Source organism: Xanthomonas sp. LMG 12461 (assembly GCF_009192935.1).
GTDB lineage: Bacteria > Pseudomonadota > Gammaproteobacteria > Xanthomonadales > Xanthomonadaceae > Xanthomonas_A > Xanthomonas_A sontii.
This window is the reverse complement of sequence record NZ_NQYT01000043.1, coordinates 25,443-44,685: the sequence shown is the minus strand read 5'-3', so window position 1 is coordinate 44,685 and position 19,243 is coordinate 25,443. Positions and strand designations below refer to the sequence as shown.

Here is a 19,243-nt window from a genome sequence, read left to right as displayed (position 1 = left end):
GTCGTACCTGCGGCGCACTGACCTGTTTTGCTTCTTGTCTGGCGTGTGCGTTGGAGTGCTGGGGACTATTTTTGTCATGGTGGTGCTGTGATGGCCCGGGAGCTGGCGCACGACGCAATCGCCAACTTGGATACTCCGCCGGATTGGTTGAAAGAAATGGTTAATCCGGAAGCCAATGTTGTTCCAAACGTGGAAATGGTGGCGTTGAAGGATCTTCGTAAGTTTCGCGACCTCATCGGATTTGCGCTCTGGCAAGCAATCCAGCTACCAGAGACGGACCCGCGCCGAGACTACATCAGACAGGCAAACGAACTGGTATTGATGATTGATAGCCAAAAGCAGGACTCCGTCAATGAATGACCTAATGCGCCATCTAGATCAGAACTTCGCCCGCGAGTTCCGCGCAATCCCGAAGCCCGACGGCCTGATGAGCATCGACTGCACGGGGATCATGAAGGGCAACGCCGACCTTGAGTTGTCGGATATCGAACGAATTGAAGGCATCTGCGCGATGCCCAAGGAGATTGGATATGAGTGAGACGAAGTGGACGCCTGGGCCGTGGCTGGTCAATACAGCGGGCGTTGGCAGTAGCTACGGCGGCATCGAGGTTACCGAGTTCTACGTCTACAACCCCAAGGTTGTGAAGAACGTGGCGATTGCCGCCGACATTGTTGATCCGAAGACAGGACAACCAAGCGAAGCCAACGCCCGCCTCATCTCTGCGGCGCCGGAGCTTTACGAGGCGCTTAGCCGACTGGAGCAGTACGGCCACACCGATGCAACATGGGACTTCGCTATGCGCGCAATGGCCAAAGCCCGAGGTGAGCAATGAAGCTGCATGTCCTGTTCGCTCAGCGCAAGGAGAGGTATCCGGGGGAATACGCGCCTGAAGCTCTGCACTGCATTGATGAGTACGCCGCTGAAGAAAACCCCTCGTTTCTGCTTGAGATTAAGTCAGACTCTCTAGCTTCGGACGAGTTTTCGGCAGTAGAGATCATCACCCTGGATTTCAACGGCGCCAAGGTTCATTCAATCCTGAACCCCACGCACGAAGTGATCGCCGCATCTATTGGAGGAGAGCAGCCATGAGTAAGCCGTCGTGGGACACGGCCCCGGAGTGGGCGAATTGGCTGGCGATGGATGGGAACGGTGAATGGTACTGGTACGAATCAAAACCCGAATGGAGATTCAATATATGGCGGTCGGAGGATGCCTCTTGCGGAGCGGGGTATACGACTACCGCAATCGACAGCTTGGAGCAGCGCCCATGATCGTCACCCGCTCAATCCACGTCCCGACTGCAGCCGAACGCCTCGCAGCATGGGCATACCGCTACAAGCTGCTGCATGGGCCGCAGTTCAACCGTCAATTCACTTTCAAGGCAGGCAAGCAATGAGCAATTCCGGTTCGTCCTCATCGTCTGGCGGCATCGGCTTCGTGGGCCTGCTGACCATCGTTTTCATCGTGCTGAAGCTGACCGGCTACATCGCGTGGTCTTGGTGGTGGGTGCTTTCTCCGGTTTGGATTTCATCGTTGATCGCAATCCTGATTGTCCTTGGCGCAATTCTCATCGTGGCCGCACGACGATAGATCGTCCGCGAACTGCGCGCGCCTCCTTGGGCTGGCCGGAAGCCTGACGCAGTACCGGCACTTTTCCGGCTGCGGCCTCGCCCTGGATCAGGGGACATGTAACAGAGGCCGCAGCCGGAAGAGTTTACGGATGGGCGCCGAAGCCGCCGCCACAGCGAGATCAATTTATGGTGAAGAAGGTAACCACTACCTGCAATTGGTGCTTCAGATCATTTGAAGCGCTCCTCAAAGAGGTCAACAGAGGGAGAGGAAAGTTCTGCGGGATTTCTTGCGCAAATGCATTCAAGTCTTCATCAAGAAAAAATCCAAATTCCCGAAAAGAGTGGATAGAGAAAAATAAGAACACAGAATGGTACGTAGCTCAGCGGAAAGCACACCATGCAGTTGAGCAGGCACTCAGGACAGGAAGGTTAGCCAAGAGAGACTGTGAGCGGTGCGGAAGTGACATAAGAGTGCATGCCCACCACGATGACTATTCAAAGCCTTTAGCAGTTGAGTGGCTTTGTGTTTCATGCCACAGGAAACATCATGGAGGAAGCGTGCGCGCATCTTGCAATCTACAAGCCACAAGGAGAACGACGTGAATGCAGTAGTCGCAACGAAGCAGGAATCTCAGATGCCGGCAGTAGCGGAAGGTTCCGCGATTCTGGCCGTCATCTCTCGCGCCGCGTCTGACCCGAACACCGACGTGGACAAGATGGAGCGCCTGATGAGCATGTACGAGCGCATCGAGTCCAAGCGCGCTATGGCGGCGTATCAGGCTGACTTGGCCGAGATGCAGGAAGCGCTTCCCTCCGTGGGCGAGCGCGGCAACGCGGCCAACCGCTACACCTATGCCCTGTGGGAGGACATCAATGCGGCGATCAAGCCTGTGCTGAAGCGCTACGGGTTCGCCCTGTCGTTCCGGACCGACTGCCAGAAGGACGCCATCAGCGTGACCGGCGTGCTGACCCACCGTGATGGTCACCGGGAAGAAACCACGATCAGCCTGCCGGCAGACAGCAGCGGCAACAAGAACGCCGTGCAGGCTGTGGCGTCGTCGGTCTCCTACGGCAAGCGATACACTGCTGGGGCCCTGCTGAACCTGACCAGCCACGGCGAGGACGACGATGCTTTCGCTGCTTCCACCGGCTACGACATCACCGCTTGGGCCGATTCCATCAAGGACGCCAAGGACAAGACCGAACTCGACCGCATTGGCAACGAGCTGAAGTCGAAGACCGGCATCCCCGCGCAAGCCCTACGCCAGATCCGCGCCCTGTGGGCTGCCAAGGCCAAGGAGTTCGCAAAGTGAAGGCAAACGAAGCTCAGGATTCGCAGGAATGGCTGCTGGCCCGATCCGGCAAGTTCACGGCTTCGCGTGCGGCAGATTTGATGGCACGCACGAAGTCCGGCCCGGCCGCAGCGCGGTCCAATCTGATCGCAACGCTGGTGGCCGAGCGCATCACCGGGCAGCCCGTCGAGGGCTGCCGGAACGCAGCGATGGAACGCGGCATCGAGCTGGAGGCCGAAGCACGCGACGCATACAGCTTCCATGCCGGAGTAGCCGTGGAGGAAGTCGGCTTCATCGTCTGCCCATGGCTTCCAAACACTGGATGCTCTCCGGATGGCCTGGTCGGCGACGAAGGGCTGGTCGAGATCAAGTGTCCGTCTGCAATGGGCAAGCACTTGGATGCACTGCTCTACAACGGCCACGCGACCGAATACCTGTGGCAGATCCGGCACCAGTTGATGGTCACAGACCGCCAATGGGTGGACATCGTCAGCTACGACCCTCGCTGGCCCGAACATCTGCAATTGGCGGTGCGCCGTGTCTACCGCGACCAAGCCGCGATAGATGAACTGGCCGCAGAGATCCGCAAAGCCGACGCCGAGGTGGAAGCCCGAATCGCTCAACTACAAGAGAAGGCCGCAGCATGACCGACAAGAAATTTATCACTGGCCTCATTGTGAAGCCGAAACACGAGCGCGCCCCGGGGTACGTCATCTGCAAGCTGTCGATCAAGCGCGAGGAACTAATCGCTTGGTTGCAGGAGCAGGATGGCGAGTGGGTCAACGCGGACATCAAGGAGTCCCAGGGCGGCAAGCTCTACGCCCAGGTTGACGAGTGGAAGCCGGATAGGCAGCAGCAGCCCGAGCGCAGGCCGCAGCAGAGGTCACAACCTAAGCCGGCTTCCGACGAATTCGATGATGACAACATCCCTTTTGACTAAGAGGGACACGCCATGACTACCAAAGAAATTTGGCGCGTGGTTCCTTCAGTTCCAGAGCTTCTCGCATCGAGTGAAGGGCGAATTATGGTTATTCCTTATCGCAAGCCACTAGCGCGTGGGAGTGGATGTCGTCCGTATGGAGGAACACCAATGCGTGGCGCATGGGATGGAGTCAGATACATCTACCAATTCCGAGGACGAAATTACAAGGTCGCTCGTTTGGTTTGCGAAGCATTTAAAGGTCTGCCAACAGAAGAGCGCAATGTCTGCATGCACCTTGACGAAAACGCAAGGAACAACCGCCCCGATAACTTGGAGTGGGGCACACAGAAAGAAAATCTCAACGCGCCAGGGTTCTTGCGGTATTGCCGCAGCCGCCTAGGCGACAGAAGCCCATTCATAATTGGAAAGCGCAAAAGGACCGAAGCATGACCCCGACCATCACCCCCGAGGCGCTCGAGCGTGCTGTACAAGCCTACGCTCGAGCACAGGATATGGACCACAACCACTACGATGCGCTGCATTCCGCGCTTACAGCCGCCCTACCCGAGCAGGCATCATCTACTGCTGCTGTCTTTCCAGATGCCTGGGCAAACCCAGTCAATCCGGATGACGTGGTAAGTGCGAGCAAGCTTGATTCGCTCCGCAATCACAATGGGGCGCCAGGCAAGAAACTCGCGGAGCGATATACGAAGGCGCTGTATGCAGCGCAGCCGCAGGCCGCTGGCGTGCAAGTTGATTGCGGCGGGTGCGCTCCTACGGTCCTGGTGGATGCGCAGCCGCAGGCCGAGCAGCAGGGCGCCTGGGGTGCGTTGGCTGCGTTCGTTCGAGTGGCTGCGCGGCGCAAGGCAGAGCTTGGCGAGCTGTCTCCCGAAATGGATAAGTGCCTGCGGGATGGAGTGGAGGCCCTCGCCGCCCGCCAGCCGGTTGACCCGGCGTGGTCCTTGCACGACCGCGTGGAGTTCGCGCTTCGCGATGCAGGCTTCGACCTTAGCGAGGCATCGCGCATTGCTGCCGCAGCGGACAACGCCCGCCAGCCGGTGGGGGAGCCGATTGGCACCGTGCACAACGGGAATCTTGTCTGGCTGCCGGACGCGCATGCACCGAATGGTTCGTGGCTCTACACCACCCCGCCCGCGGCCGTGGACCTTAGCTTCCTACGGTTGCATTGCGCTGGACGCATAAAGGAAGCCGATAGGGATAGATTGTCAGCCGGCCATGGAGGTGATGAGCGCGGTCAAGCGCTGGCAAACGCCAAGCGAAAAGCATACGAAGATGTGCTGGGGCTGATCGACGGCAAGGCGGCACGGTCGTGAGCGGGGTCGAACAGCGGGCGCAGGAGTTGCTGGACGCGCACTGCCCCATCGACTACAACCGCGCCCTCACTGGCGCGAATGTAGCAATCTTCAAACGGGCCGCCCTGGATGCAATCGCCGCCGCCCTCGCCTCGCAGCCCCAGGCGCCCGCAGCTGCTGTGCCTGACGGGTTCGTGCTAGTGCCGCGGGAGCCGACCGACGACATGCTGGATAAGGCGAACGGCGAAAAGGTCGGCGGCCATTGCTACTACTGCAGCCAGGAGTATGCGAGCTACGGCGATGCGAGTCGCGTATGGGCCGCCATGCTCGCCGCCGCGCCGGCGCCGGGGGTGGATCGTGGCTGAGCGCCCCTGCCTCGGCCCGAACTGCCAGGGCCACCCGCACAGCCCGGAGTGCCGCGCGGAGTATGCACGTAGCTTGGGATCGAATGGGAGTAAGGTGATGAACATCGTTGAGCGCGCTAAGGATCTAGCGCATCGGGCGCATGCCGGGCAGGTGGACAAAGCCGGTCGGCCCTACATAGAGCATGTGGCGCGGGTTGCTGCAGCAGTGAGCGATGACCCCGAGGCCGAGGCTGTGGCTTGGCTGCATGACGTGCTGGAGGACTGCCCAGGCTATGGAGAAGAGTTCTGGTGCAACTTCCCTGCTTGGTGTACTGCGGCGGCAGAGAAATGCAGTCGATTGCCCAGACTTCGGGATGCCGATTATTACGGTCGCATACTTAGGAACCAACTGGCCCTGCGCGTCAAGCTAGCCGACATCGCCGACAACAGCGATGAGGCAAGACTAGCCCTGCTGGACGAGAAGACTGCAGCCCGGCTCCGGCGGAAGTACGCCAAGGCGCGGAAGATGCTGAAGGGAGGGGATGATGGGCGCGGCTGAGCGGCTTCTCACTCTCCCCGAGGCGGCTAGGCGCTGCGAGTGCAGCGTCAGGACGCTACGCCGGGCCATCGATGCCGGCGAGTTGGTCGTAACGCGGGTTGGCTCCAGCGCCCGCTCCGACCGCATCCACCCTACTGATCTAGCCCTGTTTTGGGCAAGCAAGCGGATACAGCAATGCCCGTCACCAAGCGTTCAAACGGACACTATCAGGTCACTGTCTGCTTCGGTGGACGAACGCATCGAAAGACTTCTCGGCACTGGAACTACGCGGCCGCGAAAGAGTACGAACGCAAGTGGCTCGCGTCAGTCAAGGACGTTGCGGCTGGTCGCCAGCAAGAGCGGTTGATTCCGGAAGGGATTGAGAAGTACCTGACTGAGGTGTTGCCGCGCCTCAGCTCTGAGGAAAAGGCGAAGTCGCATGTTCGCCGCTTACTACCCTACGTGCGCAACCGGAAGATGACGGAGATTGCCCAGGTGTGGGCAGAGATCCAGGCTGTGGAGATAAAGAAGTCCCCGGCTACCGTAAATCACAAGGGGCGCATCCTGCGGCAGATAAGCCGGCTGGCGTGGAAGTCTTGGGGGTGGATCGATCGGCCTGCCGCCATCACGCTCCTACCGGAGCGGCCTCGCGAGACATTCCTGACCGTCGCACAGGTTGAGGCCCTAGCTCAGGCATGCACTGATCAGGCAGCCGCTGAATACGTGCTTCTGGCGGCCTATACCGGCATCCGGCGGGGGCATCTGCTGCGGCTGACAAAGCATGAGGTCAAGGATGGATTCATCCGGCTTGATCGCAGCAGCAAGACGCGGACGCTGCAGATGGTCCCGTTGCATCCGAAGGTCGAGAAGATCGCGGGGCGTCTACCACTGGCGATCACTGAGCACGAGCTGCGCAAGCAGTGGATGGCAGCGCGAGAGGCTTGCGGGCTAGAGCACGTCCGTTGGCACGATCTGCGCCACACCTGTGCATCTTGGCTTGTTCAAGCGGGCGTACCACTGCACACAGTTTCTGAATTGCTCGGCCACTCGTCCATGACGATGACGCGTCGATATGCCCACCTGGCACCCCAGCACCTCGCCGATGCGATCGCCAAGCTGGCATAGACTGCACAAAAACTGCACAGCGACATGAGTGTTGAAATGCCTTGGAAACGCTGAAAGCCTTATGGCTCAATGGTGCCCGGAGCCGGAATCGAACCGGCATGGGGTCGCCCCCGGCGGATTTTAAGTCCGATGCGTCTACCAGTTTCGCCATCCGGGCCTGGTGGCGCGTAGCGTGCCTGATCGCGCGGCGCTTGTGAACCGCGGGCCATGCCGATCCGCCATGCGCTCGAGAACGAGAGGCCACATGCCAACATCGGCAGCCCTAAGTACCGCCACCGAAAAGTCCCCGATACCGCCGCCACGGCGGCACCGGGGATGCCAACGGCAAGCCTGATTCGCGGCGCTCAGATCGCGCGCGAGTAGCGCGCCGGCTGGTCGGGCTGGCGCAGGTAGCGGTCGAAGCACATGGCGATCAGGCGCAGCAGCGGGCGGCCGCGGGCGGTGGCCTGGACCACGCCGTCGCGGTAGTCGGCCAGACCGTCCGCGCACAGCGGCGCCAGTGCGCGCAGTTCCTCGCGGAAGTAGCTGGCGAAGTCGATACCGTGGCGCTGCGCCACCGCTGCCGCGTCCACCCGCCCCTGGCACATCAGCTGCTGGATCAGCTCGGCGCGCAGGGCGTCGTCGGCACTGAGCTGCAGGCCGCGCAGCACCGGGCTGTCGCCGGCGTCCACGGCCGCTTCCCAGGCCGGCAGGTCGCGCTGGTTCTGGCTGTAGCTGGCGCCGATGCGGCTGATCGCGCTGACCCCCAGGCCCAGCAGGTCGGTGTCGGCGTGGGTGGTGTAGCCCATGAAGTTGCGGTGCAGGCTGCCCTGCCGCTGCGCGCGCGCCAGGTCTTCCTGCGGCAGCGCGAAGTGGTCCATGCCGATGTACTGGTAGCCGGCCGCCGAGAGCCTGCTGACCGCCAGCCCGAGCAACGCCAGCTTCTGTTCGGCGTCGGGCAGATCGGCGTCGGCGATACGCCGTTGTGCCTTGAACAGCTGCGGCATGTGCGCGTAGCCGTAGACCGCCAGGCGGTCCGGGCGCGCCGCGATCACCGTCTCCAGGGTCTGTTCGAACCCGGCGAGGGTCTGCCGCGGCAGGCCGTAGATCAGGTCGACGTTGACCGAGCGCATGCCGTGCACGCGGCAGGCGCGCAGGATGTCCAGGGTCTCGTGCACGCCCTGGCGCCGGTTGATCGCCTGCTGCACCAGCGGGTCGAAATCCTGGATGCCCAGGCTGGTGCGATTGAAGCCCAGTTCGGCCAATGCGGCGATGTCCTGCGGCGTCACCGTGCGTGGGTCCAGTTCGATGGACATCTCGCGGTCCGGCGCCTGGCTGAAGCGGAACAGCCCGCGCAGGCCCTGCACCAGTTCGCCCAGCAACTCGGGAGCGAGGAAGTTGGGGGTACCGCCGCCCAGGTGCAGTTGCACCACCTCGCGCTCGCCCTCGAAACACGCGGCCATCATCGCGGCCTCGCGCAGCAGCCGCTGCACATAGGTGCGGCCGCGCTGCGGGTCGCGGGTGATCACCCGATGGCAGCCGCAATAGAAGCAGGGATTGCGGCAGAACGGCACGTGCACGTACAGCGACAGCGGCCGCCGCGGATCGCTGGCCTGGACCGCGGCGAACAACTGCGCCGGGCCGAAACCGGTCTGGAAATGCGGCGCGGTCGGGTATGAGGTGTAGCGCGGGCCGGGACGGTCGTAGCGGCGCAGCAGGTCGGCGTCGAAGGTCCAGGCGGCGGAGGGATCGGGCGCGGTCAGGATGTCCATGCCCCGAGCATGCGCGGCGCCCGGCACGGCCGCCTTGACCTGGATCAATCCGCGCACGCAGCCGGCGGCAGCGGCGATGCCGGCTCGAACGGGCGCCAGCTCATCTGGTGGCGGCGCCAGAACGTCTCGGCGATGCGCTGGGCGATGTCGTCGGCCAGCAGCCGCATCGGCGTGTTGGGCAGCTCGGCGGTCGTGGCGCGGAACAGGCCCAGCCAGCGCTGGAACAACAGTGCGCTGAGTTCGCGCATGGCCATGTGCCGCGGCATCGGCGCGCCGCGGAAGCGGCGGGTGCCGCGCAGCATCGCCGACCAGAAATCGCACAGCTGCTGCTGGTGCGCGTCCCAGTCCTCGATGTGCGCGGCGAACACCGCCGACAGATCGGCGTCGGCGCGCACGCGGCGGTAGAACGTCTCCACCAGCGCCCGCACCTCGGCCTCGCTGCACAGGTCCGGCCCCGGCAAGGGCATGCCCTCGATCTGGTCCTGCATGGTCCGCTCCACGTCGCTCGACGCCGACAGTCTCCACGCCGCCACCGCGGCGGCCTTGATCAGGATCAATGTCGGCATGGCCGGCACTGCCTAGTCTGCCGCTGCGGCATGCGCCGACGCCGGTGTCGACGGGGGATCGGCGGCCAGGCGGCTGGCAGGCGCGGCGACGTGTGTGGCGCTGCCCCCTTGGCGCATGCCGCATCCTCCTTTCGCGATGGAATCCACCGTCATGGCCTCTCCCGACGATCCGCTGCTCGACCCGCTCGATCCCGGTACGCCACGCCCGCTGGTGCAGCGGCTGGGGGTGATCCTGTGGCCGAGCTTCCTGGTGGCCGGCGCGATGAGCGTGCTGTTCTTCGCCCTGGTCGATCCGCTGGCGCTGCGCGACATCACCTTCCCCGGCCGCCAGCTGAGCCGCGAGCTGGGCTATACGGTGGGCTTCTTCATGTTCTGGCTGGCGACGCTGGCCTCGAGCCTGCTGACCGGCTTCCTGTTGCGTCCGGCGCCGCACGGCGACGCCGCGCCGCTGTCCTGAGCCGGCTGCCGATGCCTCGCCCGATCCACTTGCATGTCGTCACCTCGCCCGCAGCCACGGCAGGACCGGCGCCGCCACATCGGTACACGCAGTTCCGACGCGTGGTGCTGTGGCTGCTGTTCGCCGCCTTCTACCTGCTGCCGTGGCTGCGCTGGCAGGGCCGGCAGGCGCTGCTGCTGGATCTGCCGGCACGGCGCTTCGACGTGTTCGGCTGGACCCTGTGGCCGCACGACGTCGGCTGGCTGCTGCTGGCGCTGGGCGCCGCCGCGGCCTCGCTGGCGGTGCTCACCACTCTGGCCGGGCGCCCGTGGTGCGGCTTCGCCTGTCCGCAGACGGTGTGGAGCCATGCCTTCGCCTGGATCGAACGGCGCTTCGCCGACTGGCCGGCCGCGGCACGGCACCTGCTGTGGGCGACCGTGGCGCTGTGGACCGGGGTCAGCTTCGTCGGCTACTTCGTGCCGATCGCCGACCTGGTCGCGCGCCTGCATCCGTTCGCCTGGAGCGGTGGGGAGACGTTCTGGGTACTGTTCTATGCACTGGCCACCTGGGGCAACGCCGGCTTCCTGCGCAGCCAGGTCTGCCGCTACCTGTGCCCGTACGCGCGCCTGCAACCGCTGCTGTGCGACCGCGACACGCCGCTGGTCGGCTACGACGCGATGCGCGGCGAACCGCGCGGCGCCCGCGCCTGTGGCACTGGCAGCATCGCCCAGCGCGGGCGGCGCCTGCTCGACCCCGTCACCGCCCGCGACTATGCCGTGCGCGCCAGCATCGCCCAGCTCGCCGGCCAGGGCGGCAGCCGCGGCGAGGCCCTGGCCGCGTATGCCGGCACCCTGCCCAAGTTCAGCGCCGAACAACTCGGCGACTGCGTGGCCTGCGACGCCTGCGTGCAGGCCTGCCCGGCCGGCATCGATCCGCGCAATGGTGCGCATTACGCCTGCACCGCCTGCGGCGCGTGCGTCGAGGCCTGCGACCGCAGCATGGATCGCCACGGTTTCGCCCGCGGCCTGTTGCGTCTGGCCGGTGCCAATGCCATCGATCGCCAGCCGCGGCACTGGTGGCGCCGGCCGCGGCTGCTGGGCGGCGCCGCCACGCTGCTGGCGGCGTTGCTGGCGTGGTGGTGGCTGGCGGCGTGAGCCGGGCCGAGTCGACCGTGGCGACTCATAGGGCGCGGCGGAACCGCTGCCGCCCCCTGGGGCAGCGACGGACATTTTTTTGCAACGAAGGGCTAGCGCACCTGCTGGCAGGCGTGTAGAATGCGCGGCTCCCAAGCGGGAATAGCTCAGTTGGTAGAGCGCAACCTTGCCAAGGTTGAGGTCGCGAGTTCGAGTCTCGTTTCCCGCTCCAAATAGCGTCACTTGCTTTCTACGATGCAAGTGAACCACCGAAAAAAGGAGCCAAGGCTCCTTTTTTCGTTTTCGCGGTCTGCGGACTCGACAGCGACGCTGCCCGAATCAGCGCCGATCCGCCAATCCGCCGCGCAGCGAACCTCTCACTTCAGCGGATTCTCCGGCTCCCTGCCCCGCAGTGCCTTGTCCTGCCGGCAGGTCTTCAAGGGCTGGGCCGTCGCCGACTCGATCGCGGTCACCTCGCGGGTGTCGTCGCGCGCATGCACCTTCAGGCAGGCGCAGCCGTAGCCGGCGCTGCCCGTCCCGGTCGCCACCCAGCGCGCCTGGGAGAACGTCGGCCATGTGCCCTCGGCCTGGTGCCCGCCCTGCTGGCCGACCGTCCACTCGCCGTCCTTGTCCACGAGCGTGGCGTTGCCTGGCGAGGGATTGTCGAACCAGCCGCAACGCGTGACGGCACCGGCAGGCGGCGTGGCATCGGCGACAGCGCACAGGCCGGTCATGGCAACCAGGGCCGCACCGAATACGCTGGCGAAACGCAAAACAGGTCGCGATGGATTCATGACATCAGGATCGAGGGACGAGACCGGCATCATCGCAAATCGGCGTCCGCCGGCGCTGCCGGGAGGCCCAGCAGGCGGCAAGGCGCAGCGCCGATGCCGCCTCTCCTGTTCGATGCGCTGCCGCCGCGCGATCGCAGTGCCGTCGTGTGTCCGTTCTACGCCCTGTCCTGGTTCGATACCGTCGGCTGCCAGCGGTTCGTGCTGTACAACCGGCGCTTCTGGGCGGCGGCGCCGTAGCGGCGACGCAGCGTCGCCGGCGCCGGGCGCACCGCGGTCGCGGTAGGGAAAACCGCAGCTGGCTCGTCTATCTACCGCAACGTCGCCCTGCGGGAGACGCTGCCGCGCGCTGCTGCCGGGTCCCGCACCGTCTTTCCAGAGCATCCGCTGCATGCAGACCCTGATCCAACGCGGCATGGCCGCCCTTCGCCAGAACGACGTCGACGGCCTGTACAGACTGTGGTCCAGCACGACCGTGCTCAACCATCTGCAGGAGGCCGACCTCGATGTGCTGATGCAGCGCTGCGACGCCCGGATCCAGGCAGCGCCGGGCGACCCGGCGCCATGGCGGCTGAAGTGCCTGATCTACCTCGACCGCAGCGCGCACTTCACCAGCGACCGCCGGCAGGCGCTGCGCACCGTCGCCGAGTGGGCCGGACGCGCGATCGGCCTGGACCCGCACGACGCCGAGGCGCACCGCCTGCTCGGCAGCGCGCACTACTGGCTGGACGAACCCGCATCGGCGATCAGCGCCTACCGCAACGCCCACGCGCTGCAGCCGCAGGTGGACCTGCAGGTCCGCCTGTTCGAGATGGAATCGCTGCCTGCCGGGCAGTCGCCGCAGCTGCTGCAGTTGGACTTCCGCGACGGCAACGCCTGCCACTACTACAGCGCCGGCGTCTCCATCGGCAAATGGAAACACGCCGGGATGGAGCCGGCCGATGCCGGCTACGTCGACGCGGTGCAATTCGCCCTTTACGAGCACGGCACCACGCTGTTCCGGCAAGCCCTGGAACTGGGCGAGGCCGCCACCTGCAATACCGACCCCCATACCTTCGTGATGTGCTGCAACAATCTCGGCCTGCTGTACCTGGACCGGGGCCTGTACGCGCAGGCGCAGGCCATCCTCGAAGAAGGGCTGCGCCACAGCCAGTTCCAGTTCCTGTACCAGAACCTGCGCGAGGCCTATCGCCAGCAGGGCATGCGCGCCGAGGCCGCGGATCTGGCGCTGACCCTGATGATGGACTACGAACTGGACACGCCGCTGTTCCTGGATTGCGCGCAGGCGGCATGCAGCCATCTCAACCGTGTCGGCCGCCATGCCGACGTGCTGGAGATCGCCGATGCGGCGCAGGAAGAGTTCGAGGCACTGCCCGACGACGCCCAGGCCGATCCGGAACTGCTGCGGATGTATGCGCTGGTGCAGGCGCACCACCGTCTCACCGCGGCGCGGGCGCTGGGCCGGCTGCAGCCGGAGCATGTGGATACCGCCCTGTCGCAGGCGGCAGCGGAGACGAATCCGCACGACCTGGACACGCTGTTCGTGCACGCCAGCGCACTGGGCGAGGCGCGCGACTACCCGGCCGCGGTCGATGCCTACGCCTCTCTGATCGCCGAGGCCACGCAGCAGCAGGACCTGCAGGCGCTCAGGCGCGCGCGGCACGGACGCGGCTACCTGCTGCTGTACCATCTGCCCGACGCCAAGGCCGCACTGCAGGACTTCCTCGCCGTGCAGCGCGACGGCACGGACGACTTCTACACGCACTACTACCAGGCCAACTGCCATTACGTGCTCAAGGACTACCGCAGCGCACTGCCGGCCTGCGACGCGGCACGCGCCCTGCTCAACGACGCCGTGGTGCAGGCGGACCCCGGCTCGGCGGCGCAGCTGTACATGATGGAAGCCAATTGCCATATGAACCTCGGTGCCTATCCCGCGTCGGTCGCCGCCTTCAAGCGCTCGCTGGCGCTGCACGAACGTGCGGACGTGCGCGAGAGCTACGAGCTGGCCCGGCAACTGGCCGCCAAGCCGAAAAAGCGGCTGTTTGGGCTGTTTTCGTGATCGCCAGCGCATGAGCCACGCTTCGCACACTGCTCGCGCGAAGGTGCGGTGGCAACGCTGCGGCCGCGTGTGGCCGCGCGTGTCCTGACCCGGCCGTCGTGTCGCTGCGCTGCGCGCTGCTCGGGCTGAGTCTGCTGCTTGGTGGCTGTGCGGCATCGGCCCCGACGCCGCTGCAACACCAGGTCTACGTCTGGCAGCGGCAATGGAGTGGCGCGCACGCGGTGGCGCTGGCACAGACCCGCGCGGACTTCTCGACGTTGCGCGTACTCGCGCTGCAGGCGCATCCGCGCGCCGGCTGGGGCCGCGCCGCGGTGGATCTGCGGCAGCTCGCCGCCGATGGCCGCCCGGTGATCGCGGTGGTGCGGCTGGACGGGCAACTGCCGCAACTGGACGCGACGCGCATCGACGCCGAGGTGCTGCAGGTGGTGCGCACTTGGCGCACCGCCGGCGTGGCGCTGCGCGGCGTGGAGATCGACCACGACTGCGCCACCGCGCGCCTGCCCGCCTATGCCGCCCTGCTGCGGCAACTGCGCGGCGCGCTGCCGGCCGACCTGGCGCTGAGCATCACCGCCCTGCCCGCCTGGTTGGACAGCCCCGCGCTGACGTCGCTACTGCGCACGGTCGACAGCTCGGTGCTGCAGGTGCATGCGGTGAACGCACCGACGACCGGCCTGTTCGATCCGGCGCGGGCGCGACGCTGGGCCGACCGTTACGCCCAGCGCAGCGCCACGCCGTTCTGGCTGGCCCTGCCCGCCTACGGCGTGGCCCTGGTCGACGGCACCGACGCCGACACCGCACCGCTGATCGAAAGCGAGGTGCCGCTGGCGGCGAGCGGCGCACGCCACGAACTGCGCGTGTCGCCGCAGCAGCTCGCCGCCTTCGTCGATGCGCTGCGCGCCCGTCGCCCGCCGCACCTGGCCGGCATCGTCTGGTTCCGCCTGCCGCTGCCGGGCGACCGCCGCGCCTGGCCGCTGGCGACGCTGCAGGCGGTGGTGCACGGACGTCCGCTGCAGGCGGCCGTGCAGGTGCAGACCAGCGGCACCGGCCCGGTCTACGACCTGACGCTCGCGAACGATGGCACGACCGCCGCCACGCCGCCGCAGCGCGTGGTTCTGCGCGGCAGCGCCTGCGAAGCCGGCGACGCACTCGGCGATTACCGGCTGCAATGGCCGGCACCGTCGCCCCGCTTCGAACGCACTCGCGCATCCCAACCCCTGGCCGCCGGAGAACGCCGTGCGCTCGGCTGGGTCCGCTGCCGCCGCCTGCACACAGGTGCCATCGATGTCCTGCCGTGATCCCCGACCCGCGGCCACGCCTGCCGCCGCGCTGATGCTGCTCCTGCTGCCGCTGGGCGGCGCCCGCGCCTGCGGCCCGGAGTTCCCGTACCGCCTGCTCGACGATCGTGCCGGCGCGCTCGCGCAATTGCCCGAAGGCAGCTTCGCTCGCGAAGTGCAGCGCCTGGGCGCACCGATCGACGGCCTCGGCCGCGCCGGCACGGCGACCCTGCCGCGCTACTGGGACGCCAGCGCGCAGTTCCCGCAGCAGCGCGACGACGTCGAACGCAGGCAAGTGGGCACCGCGCGGTTCGCGCGGATCGAACAACTGCGCGCGCTGGACGACGCGCAGCAGGCCGAGCGCGACGGCGCCGACCTGCCACCGGAACTGCGCCTGTACACCGCCGGCGCGGTGGCGTTCGCGCAGGGCCGCTATCCGTCGGCCGCGGACTACTTTCGCCAGGTGCTGGCGCTGCCCGAGGCACAGCGCCGGGCGCGCAGCACGTGGGCCGCCTATTCGCTGGGACGCAGCCTGGCGCTGGCCGCCAACGGCGCGCTGGCCGGCGATGCCGTGGCGCAGCGGCAGGCGTACCGGCAGCAGGCGCGGCAGGCCTTCCAGCAGACCCGCACGTTGCGCCTGGCCGGATTCGACGATCCGCTGGAGCTGGGCATCGCCAGCCTCGGCGAGGAGGCGCGTCTGCTGCTCGCCAGCGGCGACTGGAACGGCGCGATCGGCCTGTACGCGGTGCAGGCGGCACAGGGCTCGGACACCGGCATGAGTTCGCTCAAGCAGGTGGCCGCCGATCTCGCCCGCCGCAGCGATGCCGAACTGGCGCCGCTGTTGCAAGGGCAGGCGGTGCGGCGGCTGTTGATCGCCCGGCTGCTCAGCGACAGCCACGCCTTCGATGCCGACTCCGGCAGCGTGCTGTCCTCGGCGCGCTTCCTGAACCTGCTGCAGGACGCAGCGGGCGATCCGATGGAAGACGCCGATCGCCTGGCCGCGCTGGCCTATCGCCAGGGCGATTACCCCAGCACCGCGCGCCTGCTCGCACACGCCGGCGACAGCGGCCTGGCCTGGTGGCTGCGCGCCAAGATGGCACTGCGCGACGGCGACGCCGCGCGCGCCGCACAGGCCTACGCGCAGGCATCCCGGCGCTTCCCGCCGAACGAGGACTGGGGCACGCGCCGCAATGGCGACTGGAGCAACGAGACGGTCAAACCGCAGTGCCGCATCGAGGGCGAAGCGGCGATCCTGGCGCTGCAACGCGGCAGCTACGTGGAGGCGTTCGCACAGCTGTACCGCAGCGGCGACCTCTACTGGGAAGACGCCGCCGCGGTCGCCGAGCGCGTCCTCACCGTGCAGGAACTGCAGGACTACGTGGATCGCCACGTGCCCGCCACGCCGCCGGCCGCCGCGAACGCGGCGCCGGAGTATTGGGAACGGACGCCGGCCCTGAAACTGCGTGAACTGCTGGCGCGCCGGCTGATGCGCGACGGCCGCTACGACGATGCGCTGCCCTACTTCGCCCAGCCCGAATTGCGCGAGGCGGCGCGCCGTTATCGCGATGCGCGGCGGCAAGGCACATCGGCCTGGACCGGCATCGGCCGCGCCGAGGGCAATTACCGGGCCGCCCTGATCGCGCGTCGCCAGGGCATGGAACTGCTGGGCTACGAACTGGGGCCGGACAACCGGGTCTACGCCGGCAACTATGCCGAAGCCACGGCGCATGCGCAGCTGCGCCCCGGCGGCCTGATCGCCGCCGCCGAAGCGCAGCGCTGGAACGCCACCGCCGCGCAGCCTTACCGCCGCTACCACTACCGCTGGATCGCCGCCGCCCTGGCCGATCGCGCCGCCGACGACCTGCCCGCACGCAGCCAGGCCTACGCCGCCGTGCTATGCCAGGCGACCGACTGGCTGATCACCCTCGACCCCGCGCAGGCGCGTCGGTCCTACCAGCGCTATGTCGCGCACGGCGCACTCAATCCGGTGCCCGGCAAGGCCTATGTGTTCGGCGTGGACGCCTGCGAGACGCCGGATTTCGAGGGCGCGCGGCGGCGCCTGTGGATCGAGCGCGGCCAGGCCGTACGCCAGTTCGTGCACACGCAACGGCTCGCCCTGGGCGCGGCCGGCCTGGCGCTGCTGGCCGCGGCAGCCTGGCTGGTGCGCCGGCGCATGCAGCGCAAGGCGCGGACAGTCGCAGCGCAAACGCCGCAGGACTGAGCCTGCGGCGCGGGTCGGCCGCGATCCGCGCACGAGCGCACTGCTTGCCACCACCGGCGAAACCGTCAGGCCTGCACTGCGCCGCTCCGACCAATTCCCAATCCCGACTCCCCAATCCCGAAGGTAGGGATCGCCGCCCCCGCTCGTCTCTTCAACAGGACTTTCCTGTTTACCGCTGGAATCGCGTCGACGCACGCGGCGCCGGCCGCTCTGCCGTCCTGGACGACCGTTCTCCCAATGCAGCACCGCACCACGCGCGACAAGGACGTCACCGCTCGCGGCACGCGCCGCGTGGCGTTCGCGTGCCTGCGTCAGTTGCGCACACACGCGACCTGGAGCCTGCGCTCAGTTCCAGCAGTACCAAGCCAGGCAGGCGGTCACCATCGCCGCCAGACAGCACAGGCGCACGCTGCGGCGGCGGCTCAGCAGCGCGTGCCCCCCCCCTGCAACAGCAGCAGCGCGGCCAGGACGCACAGGCCGACCAGCCGCCCGTTGCCACTGTCCTGGAAGTTGGCCGAGGACAACTGCGGATCGGTACCGTCCACCCATGCGTACGGGCCACCGGACACGGCATACAGCAGCAGCATGCCCAACGCGTAGCCGCCCCAGGACAGCACCTGCGCGGCGATCGCCACGGCCTTGCGCGCGCCTGCCATCGCGCGGCCTCACTCGCACACGAACAGGGTGCCGGCGGCCGGCCCGGTGCCGCTGGCACGCAGCGGCCTCGCCTCGCAACGCGCGACGTCGCCGACGTGCCGCGACACCTGCACCAGGCCATCGGGCCCATAGCCACACACCAGGTAGAGACCGTGCGGGTCGGGCGCATCGAAGCGCCAGATCGACACGCCCGCATCACCCGGGCGGCGCGTGTCCTCGTTGCTCGGCACCAGCGCCGCCATTTCGCGCGGCGGCCCGGAATAGACGCCACTGGAGAACAGCCGCAGCGACGGCGCGGCGGCGAATGCGACGCGGGCGTCGGCCGGCAGGTCGGGACTCTGCAATGGCGCTTCGGCCACCGGCAGGTCGGGACTCTGCAATGGCGCTTCGGCCACGCGCAGGCGCTCGGGACACTGCAGCGTCTGCCTGGCTGCGGCCGGCACCGCGAACAGCGTGGCGACCAGCAGCGGCAGCGCGCGGCGTGCCGTAGCGGAAATGTCCTTCAGAACCATCGCGAGCTCCTGGTCGACTGCGGCATCAAGACCGGCCAGGGCTTCCCTCCTGGCCTACCACTCCCGGCGCTCCCCGCAAACACGGCGAGCCAGCTCGGCGGAGCGCGCGTACGGTGCCCACGCCATCGCCAAAGGTCAACGCGCCACCACCAGGCCCGACCGGCGCGGTCGCGCGCGTCGACGCTCCCGCATTCCCCCACCCCAACCACCCGAAGAAGAGAACCCCGATGCACAGCACGACCCACGACTACAGCCAGTACAGCCCGAAATGGCAGTTCCGCTTCACCTTCTACGACACCTACGGCGAACCCAAGTCGGCAAGCTTCAAGGAGGCGATGAAGGCGCTGCCGTTCAAGGAGAAGCTGCGCCTCAACATGAACTGGTTCGCCTTCTTCTTCGGCTTCATCTACCTGTTCGTGATCGGGCTGTGGCGCAAGGCGCTGATGCTGCTCGCCATCTCGCTGTGCTGCGGCATCGTGCTGACCTTCCTGCCGGACGCGGCCACCCGGGCCTTCGGCATCGCCTACTCGCTCCTGGTCGGCATGACCGCAAACTACGCCTACTATCTGGACAGGGTGAAGGGCAGCACCAGTTGGAACCCGTTCGAAGGCATCCGCTGGTAACCGCCCGCTCGCGCAACGCCCAGCACACGCAGTGTCCGCCGCCGCAACGGCGGCGGACCCATCATTCCCTCGCCACCCAGGCCCGCGCCCAGGCAGCCCTTCCCTCCGCCT

25 protein-coding genes and 2 tRNA genes are annotated in these 19,243 nt (G+C 66.8%); 21 read left to right on the top strand and 6 right to left on the bottom strand.

The genetic code is table 11. The annotated features are described in order from the left end of the window. Nucleotides 1-90 precede the first annotated feature (90 nt). The 13 genes from CEK68_RS11930 (at nucleotide 91) to CEK68_RS21430 (ending at nucleotide 7,106) form a co-directional block, all read left to right on the top strand. Nucleotides 91-360, top strand: a complete 270-nt coding sequence (locus tag CEK68_RS11930; protein WP_152239491.1) for a hypothetical protein — start codon at nucleotides 91-93, stop codon at nucleotides 358-360. Then, nucleotides 353-538, top strand: coding sequence for a hypothetical protein (locus CEK68_RS11925; protein ID WP_152239490.1), 186 nt, complete (start codon nucleotides 353-355; stop codon nucleotides 536-538). Before CEK68_RS11930 ends, CEK68_RS11925 begins: the two co-directional genes overlap by 8 nt. Then, the gene (locus tag CEK68_RS11920) at nucleotides 531-833 is read left to right on the top strand and encodes a hypothetical protein (protein ID WP_152239489.1); all 303 of its coding nucleotides are present in this window, start codon (nucleotides 531-533) and stop codon (nucleotides 831-833) included. The genes CEK68_RS11925 and CEK68_RS11920 overlap by 8 nt, the downstream gene beginning before the upstream one ends. After that, nucleotides 830-1,090 carry a hypothetical protein gene (locus tag CEK68_RS11915; protein WP_193314180.1) on the top strand — a complete coding sequence of 87 codons (261 nt, stop codon included), beginning with the start codon at nucleotides 830-832 and terminating at the stop codon, nucleotides 1,088-1,090. The genes CEK68_RS11920 and CEK68_RS11915 overlap by 4 nt, the downstream gene beginning before the upstream one ends. A 178-nt stretch (nucleotides 1,091-1,268) precedes the next feature. Beyond that, nucleotides 1,269-1,397, top strand: coding sequence for a hypothetical protein (locus CEK68_RS21395; protein WP_255424775.1), 129 nt, complete (start codon nucleotides 1,269-1,271; stop codon nucleotides 1,395-1,397). Further along, nucleotides 1,394-1,591, top strand: coding sequence for a hypothetical protein (locus CEK68_RS11910; RefSeq protein ID WP_152239488.1), 198 nt, complete (start codon nucleotides 1,394-1,396; stop codon nucleotides 1,589-1,591). The genes CEK68_RS21395 and CEK68_RS11910 overlap by 4 nt, the downstream gene beginning before the upstream one ends. A 580-nt stretch (nucleotides 1,592-2,171) precedes the next feature. Next, nucleotides 2,172-2,885: an ERF family protein gene (locus CEK68_RS11905; RefSeq protein ID WP_226977860.1), complete on the top strand. Its 714-nt coding sequence runs from the start codon at nucleotides 2,172-2,174 to the stop codon at nucleotides 2,883-2,885. Further along, nucleotides 2,882-3,511, top strand: a complete 630-nt coding sequence (locus tag CEK68_RS11900) for a lambda exonuclease family protein (RefSeq protein ID WP_193314179.1) — start codon at nucleotides 2,882-2,884, stop codon at nucleotides 3,509-3,511. The genes CEK68_RS11905 and CEK68_RS11900 overlap by 4 nt, the downstream gene beginning before the upstream one ends. Continuing rightward, nucleotides 3,508-3,804 (top strand): hypothetical protein, encoded by a 297-nt coding sequence (locus tag CEK68_RS11895; RefSeq protein WP_152239485.1) that lies wholly within the window; start codon nucleotides 3,508-3,510, stop codon nucleotides 3,802-3,804. Before CEK68_RS11900 ends, CEK68_RS11895 begins: the two co-directional genes overlap by 4 nt. Nucleotides 3,805-4,232: 428 nt before the next feature. Next, a complete protein-coding gene (locus CEK68_RS11885) occupies nucleotides 4,233-5,120 on the top strand; it encodes a hypothetical protein (RefSeq protein WP_152239483.1) in 888 nt (295 codons plus the stop codon). After that, nucleotides 5,117-5,464 (top strand): hypothetical protein, encoded by a 348-nt coding sequence (locus CEK68_RS11880; protein ID WP_152239482.1) that lies wholly within the window; start codon nucleotides 5,117-5,119, stop codon nucleotides 5,462-5,464. Before CEK68_RS11885 ends, CEK68_RS11880 begins: the two co-directional genes overlap by 4 nt. Nucleotides 5,465-5,561: 97 nt before the next feature. Next, nucleotides 5,562-6,002 (top strand): HD domain-containing protein, encoded by a 441-nt coding sequence (locus CEK68_RS11875; protein ID WP_152239481.1) that lies wholly within the window; start codon nucleotides 5,562-5,564, stop codon nucleotides 6,000-6,002. Nucleotides 6,003-6,176: 174 nt separating this feature from the next. Then, nucleotides 6,177-7,106, top strand: a complete 930-nt coding sequence (locus tag CEK68_RS21430; RefSeq protein ID WP_152239480.1) for a site-specific integrase — start codon at nucleotides 6,177-6,179, stop codon at nucleotides 7,104-7,106. A 70-nt stretch (nucleotides 7,107-7,176) separates the two neighbouring features. On the opposite strand, the gene CEK68_RS11865 is transcribed toward CEK68_RS21430, so the two are convergent. The 3 genes from CEK68_RS11865 to CEK68_RS11855 form a co-directional block, all read right to left on the bottom strand. After that, nucleotides 7,177-7,263, bottom strand: a tRNA-Leu gene (locus CEK68_RS11865). 187 nt (nucleotides 7,264-7,450) lie between these two features. Next, nucleotides 7,451-8,857 (bottom strand): oxygen-independent coproporphyrinogen III oxidase, encoded by a 1,407-nt coding sequence (gene hemN / locus CEK68_RS11860; RefSeq protein ID WP_193314178.1) that lies wholly within the window; start codon nucleotides 8,855-8,857, stop codon nucleotides 7,451-7,453. A 44-nt stretch (nucleotides 8,858-8,901) separates the two neighbouring features. Next, the gene (locus CEK68_RS11855; RefSeq protein WP_152239479.1) at nucleotides 8,902-9,432 is read right to left on the bottom strand and encodes a group III truncated hemoglobin; all 531 of its coding nucleotides are present in this window, start codon (nucleotides 9,430-9,432) and stop codon (nucleotides 8,902-8,904) included. Nucleotides 9,433-9,574: 142 nt separating this feature from the next. On the opposite strand from CEK68_RS11855, the gene CEK68_RS11850 reads away from it, so the two are divergent. The 3 genes from CEK68_RS11850 (at nucleotide 9,575) to CEK68_RS11840 (ending at nucleotide 11,224) form a co-directional block, all read left to right on the top strand. Further along, nucleotides 9,575-9,880 (top strand): hypothetical protein, encoded by a 306-nt coding sequence (locus CEK68_RS11850; protein WP_051067605.1) that lies wholly within the window; start codon nucleotides 9,575-9,577, stop codon nucleotides 9,878-9,880. A 101-nt stretch (nucleotides 9,881-9,981) separates the two neighbouring features. Next, entirely contained in the window at nucleotides 9,982-11,013 is a 1,032-nt protein-coding gene (locus CEK68_RS11845; RefSeq protein WP_152239478.1) for a 4Fe-4S dicluster domain-containing protein, read from the top strand. A gap of 135 nt (nucleotides 11,014-11,148) precedes the next feature. Next, nucleotides 11,149-11,224 (top strand) — tRNA-Gly (locus CEK68_RS11840). 145 nt (nucleotides 11,225-11,369) lie between these two features. Here the strand turns inward: CEK68_RS11840 and CEK68_RS11835 are convergent. Beyond that, nucleotides 11,370-11,816, bottom strand: a complete 447-nt coding sequence (locus tag CEK68_RS11835) for a DUF4087 domain-containing protein (protein ID WP_226977859.1) — start codon at nucleotides 11,814-11,816, stop codon at nucleotides 11,370-11,372. A 63-nt stretch (nucleotides 11,817-11,879) separates the two neighbouring features. Between CEK68_RS11835 and CEK68_RS20990 the strand changes: the two genes are divergently transcribed. From CEK68_RS20990 to CEK68_RS11820, 4 genes are all read left to right on the top strand, one after another. After that, nucleotides 11,880-12,023 carry a hypothetical protein gene (locus tag CEK68_RS20990; RefSeq protein WP_153750824.1) on the top strand — a complete coding sequence of 48 codons (144 nt, stop codon included), beginning with the start codon at nucleotides 11,880-11,882 and terminating at the stop codon, nucleotides 12,021-12,023. A 151-nt stretch (nucleotides 12,024-12,174) separates the two neighbouring features. Beyond that, the gene (locus CEK68_RS11830) at nucleotides 12,175-13,845 is read left to right on the top strand and encodes a hypothetical protein (RefSeq protein WP_152239477.1); all 1,671 of its coding nucleotides are present in this window, start codon (nucleotides 12,175-12,177) and stop codon (nucleotides 13,843-13,845) included. Nucleotides 13,846-13,943: 98 nt separating this feature from the next. Continuing rightward, the gene (locus tag CEK68_RS11825) at nucleotides 13,944-15,140 is read left to right on the top strand and encodes a DUF3142 domain-containing protein (RefSeq protein WP_152239476.1); all 1,197 of its coding nucleotides are present in this window, start codon (nucleotides 13,944-13,946) and stop codon (nucleotides 15,138-15,140) included. Further along, the gene (locus CEK68_RS11820) at nucleotides 15,127-17,340 is read left to right on the top strand and encodes a hypothetical protein (RefSeq protein ID WP_226977858.1); all 2,214 of its coding nucleotides are present in this window, start codon (nucleotides 15,127-15,129) and stop codon (nucleotides 17,338-17,340) included. The genes CEK68_RS11825 and CEK68_RS11820 overlap by 14 nt, the downstream gene beginning before the upstream one ends. 422 nt (nucleotides 17,341-17,762) lie before the next feature. Here CEK68_RS11820 and CEK68_RS11815 read toward each other — a convergent pair whose 3' ends face one another. Further along, on the bottom strand, nucleotides 17,763-17,996 hold the full coding sequence (locus tag CEK68_RS11815; protein WP_223875496.1) for a hypothetical protein: 234 nt from the start codon (nucleotides 17,994-17,996) through the stop codon (nucleotides 17,763-17,765). A 9-nt stretch (nucleotides 17,997-18,005) separates the two neighbouring features. Continuing rightward, a complete protein-coding gene (locus tag CEK68_RS11810; protein ID WP_150408927.1) occupies nucleotides 18,006-18,509 on the bottom strand; it encodes an STY0301 family protein in 504 nt (167 codons plus the stop codon). Nucleotides 18,510-18,736: 227 nt separating this feature from the next. On the opposite strand from CEK68_RS11810, the gene CEK68_RS11805 reads away from it, so the two are divergent. After that, nucleotides 18,737-19,132, top strand: coding sequence for a DUF2628 domain-containing protein (locus CEK68_RS11805; RefSeq protein ID WP_150408926.1), 396 nt, complete (start codon nucleotides 18,737-18,739; stop codon nucleotides 19,130-19,132). Nucleotides 19,133-19,243 lie beyond the last annotated feature (111 nt).

Excerpts from the sequence above, each read along its gene's own strand:
- CEK68_RS11885 (WP_152239483.1), top strand. The coding sequence starts at position 4,233 with ATGACCCCGACCATCACCCCCGAGGCGCTCGAGCGTGCTGTACAAGCC.
- hemN (WP_193314178.1), bottom strand. The coding sequence starts at position 8,857 with ATGGACATCCTGACCGCGCCCGATCCCTCCGCCGCCTGGACCTTCGAC.
- CEK68_RS11920 (WP_152239489.1), top strand. The coding sequence starts at position 531 with ATGAGTGAGACGAAGTGGACGCCTGGGCCGTGGCTGGTCAATACAGCG.
- CEK68_RS11820 (WP_226977858.1), top strand. The coding sequence starts at position 15,127 with ATGTCCTGCCGTGATCCCCGACCCGCGGCCACGCCTGCCGCCGCGCTG.
- CEK68_RS20990 (WP_153750824.1), top strand. The coding sequence starts at position 11,880 with ATGCCGCCTCTCCTGTTCGATGCGCTGCCGCCGCGCGATCGCAGTGCC.
- CEK68_RS11835 (WP_226977859.1), bottom strand. The coding sequence starts at position 11,816 with ATGCCGGTCTCGTCCCTCGATCCTGATGTCATGAATCCATCGCGACCT.
- CEK68_RS11895 (WP_152239485.1), top strand. The coding sequence starts at position 3,508 with ATGACCGACAAGAAATTTATCACTGGCCTCATTGTGAAGCCGAAACAC.
- CEK68_RS11875 (WP_152239481.1), top strand. The coding sequence starts at position 5,562 with ATGAACATCGTTGAGCGCGCTAAGGATCTAGCGCATCGGGCGCATGCC.
- CEK68_RS21395 (WP_255424775.1), top strand. The coding sequence starts at position 1,269 with ATGATCGTCACCCGCTCAATCCACGTCCCGACTGCAGCCGAACGCCTC.
- CEK68_RS11850 (WP_051067605.1), top strand. The coding sequence starts at position 9,575 with ATGGCCTCTCCCGACGATCCGCTGCTCGACCCGCTCGATCCCGGTACG.
- CEK68_RS11930 (WP_152239491.1), top strand. The coding sequence starts at position 91 with ATGGCCCGGGAGCTGGCGCACGACGCAATCGCCAACTTGGATACTCCG.
- CEK68_RS11805 (WP_150408926.1), top strand. The coding sequence starts at position 18,737 with ATGCACAGCACGACCCACGACTACAGCCAGTACAGCCCGAAATGGCAG.
- CEK68_RS11830 (WP_152239477.1), top strand. The coding sequence starts at position 12,175 with ATGCAGACCCTGATCCAACGCGGCATGGCCGCCCTTCGCCAGAACGAC.
- CEK68_RS21430 (WP_152239480.1), top strand. The coding sequence starts at position 6,177 with ATGCCCGTCACCAAGCGTTCAAACGGACACTATCAGGTCACTGTCTGC.
- CEK68_RS11915 (WP_193314180.1), top strand. The coding sequence starts at position 830 with ATGAAGCTGCATGTCCTGTTCGCTCAGCGCAAGGAGAGGTATCCGGGG.
- CEK68_RS11925 (WP_152239490.1), top strand. The coding sequence starts at position 353 with ATGAATGACCTAATGCGCCATCTAGATCAGAACTTCGCCCGCGAGTTC.
- CEK68_RS11810 (WP_150408927.1), bottom strand. The coding sequence starts at position 18,509 with ATGGTTCTGAAGGACATTTCCGCTACGGCACGCCGCGCGCTGCCGCTG.
- CEK68_RS11815 (WP_223875496.1), bottom strand. The coding sequence starts at position 17,996 with ATGGCAGGCGCGCGCAAGGCCGTGGCGATCGCCGCGCAGGTGCTGTCC.
- CEK68_RS11910 (WP_152239488.1), top strand. The coding sequence starts at position 1,394 with ATGAGCAATTCCGGTTCGTCCTCATCGTCTGGCGGCATCGGCTTCGTG.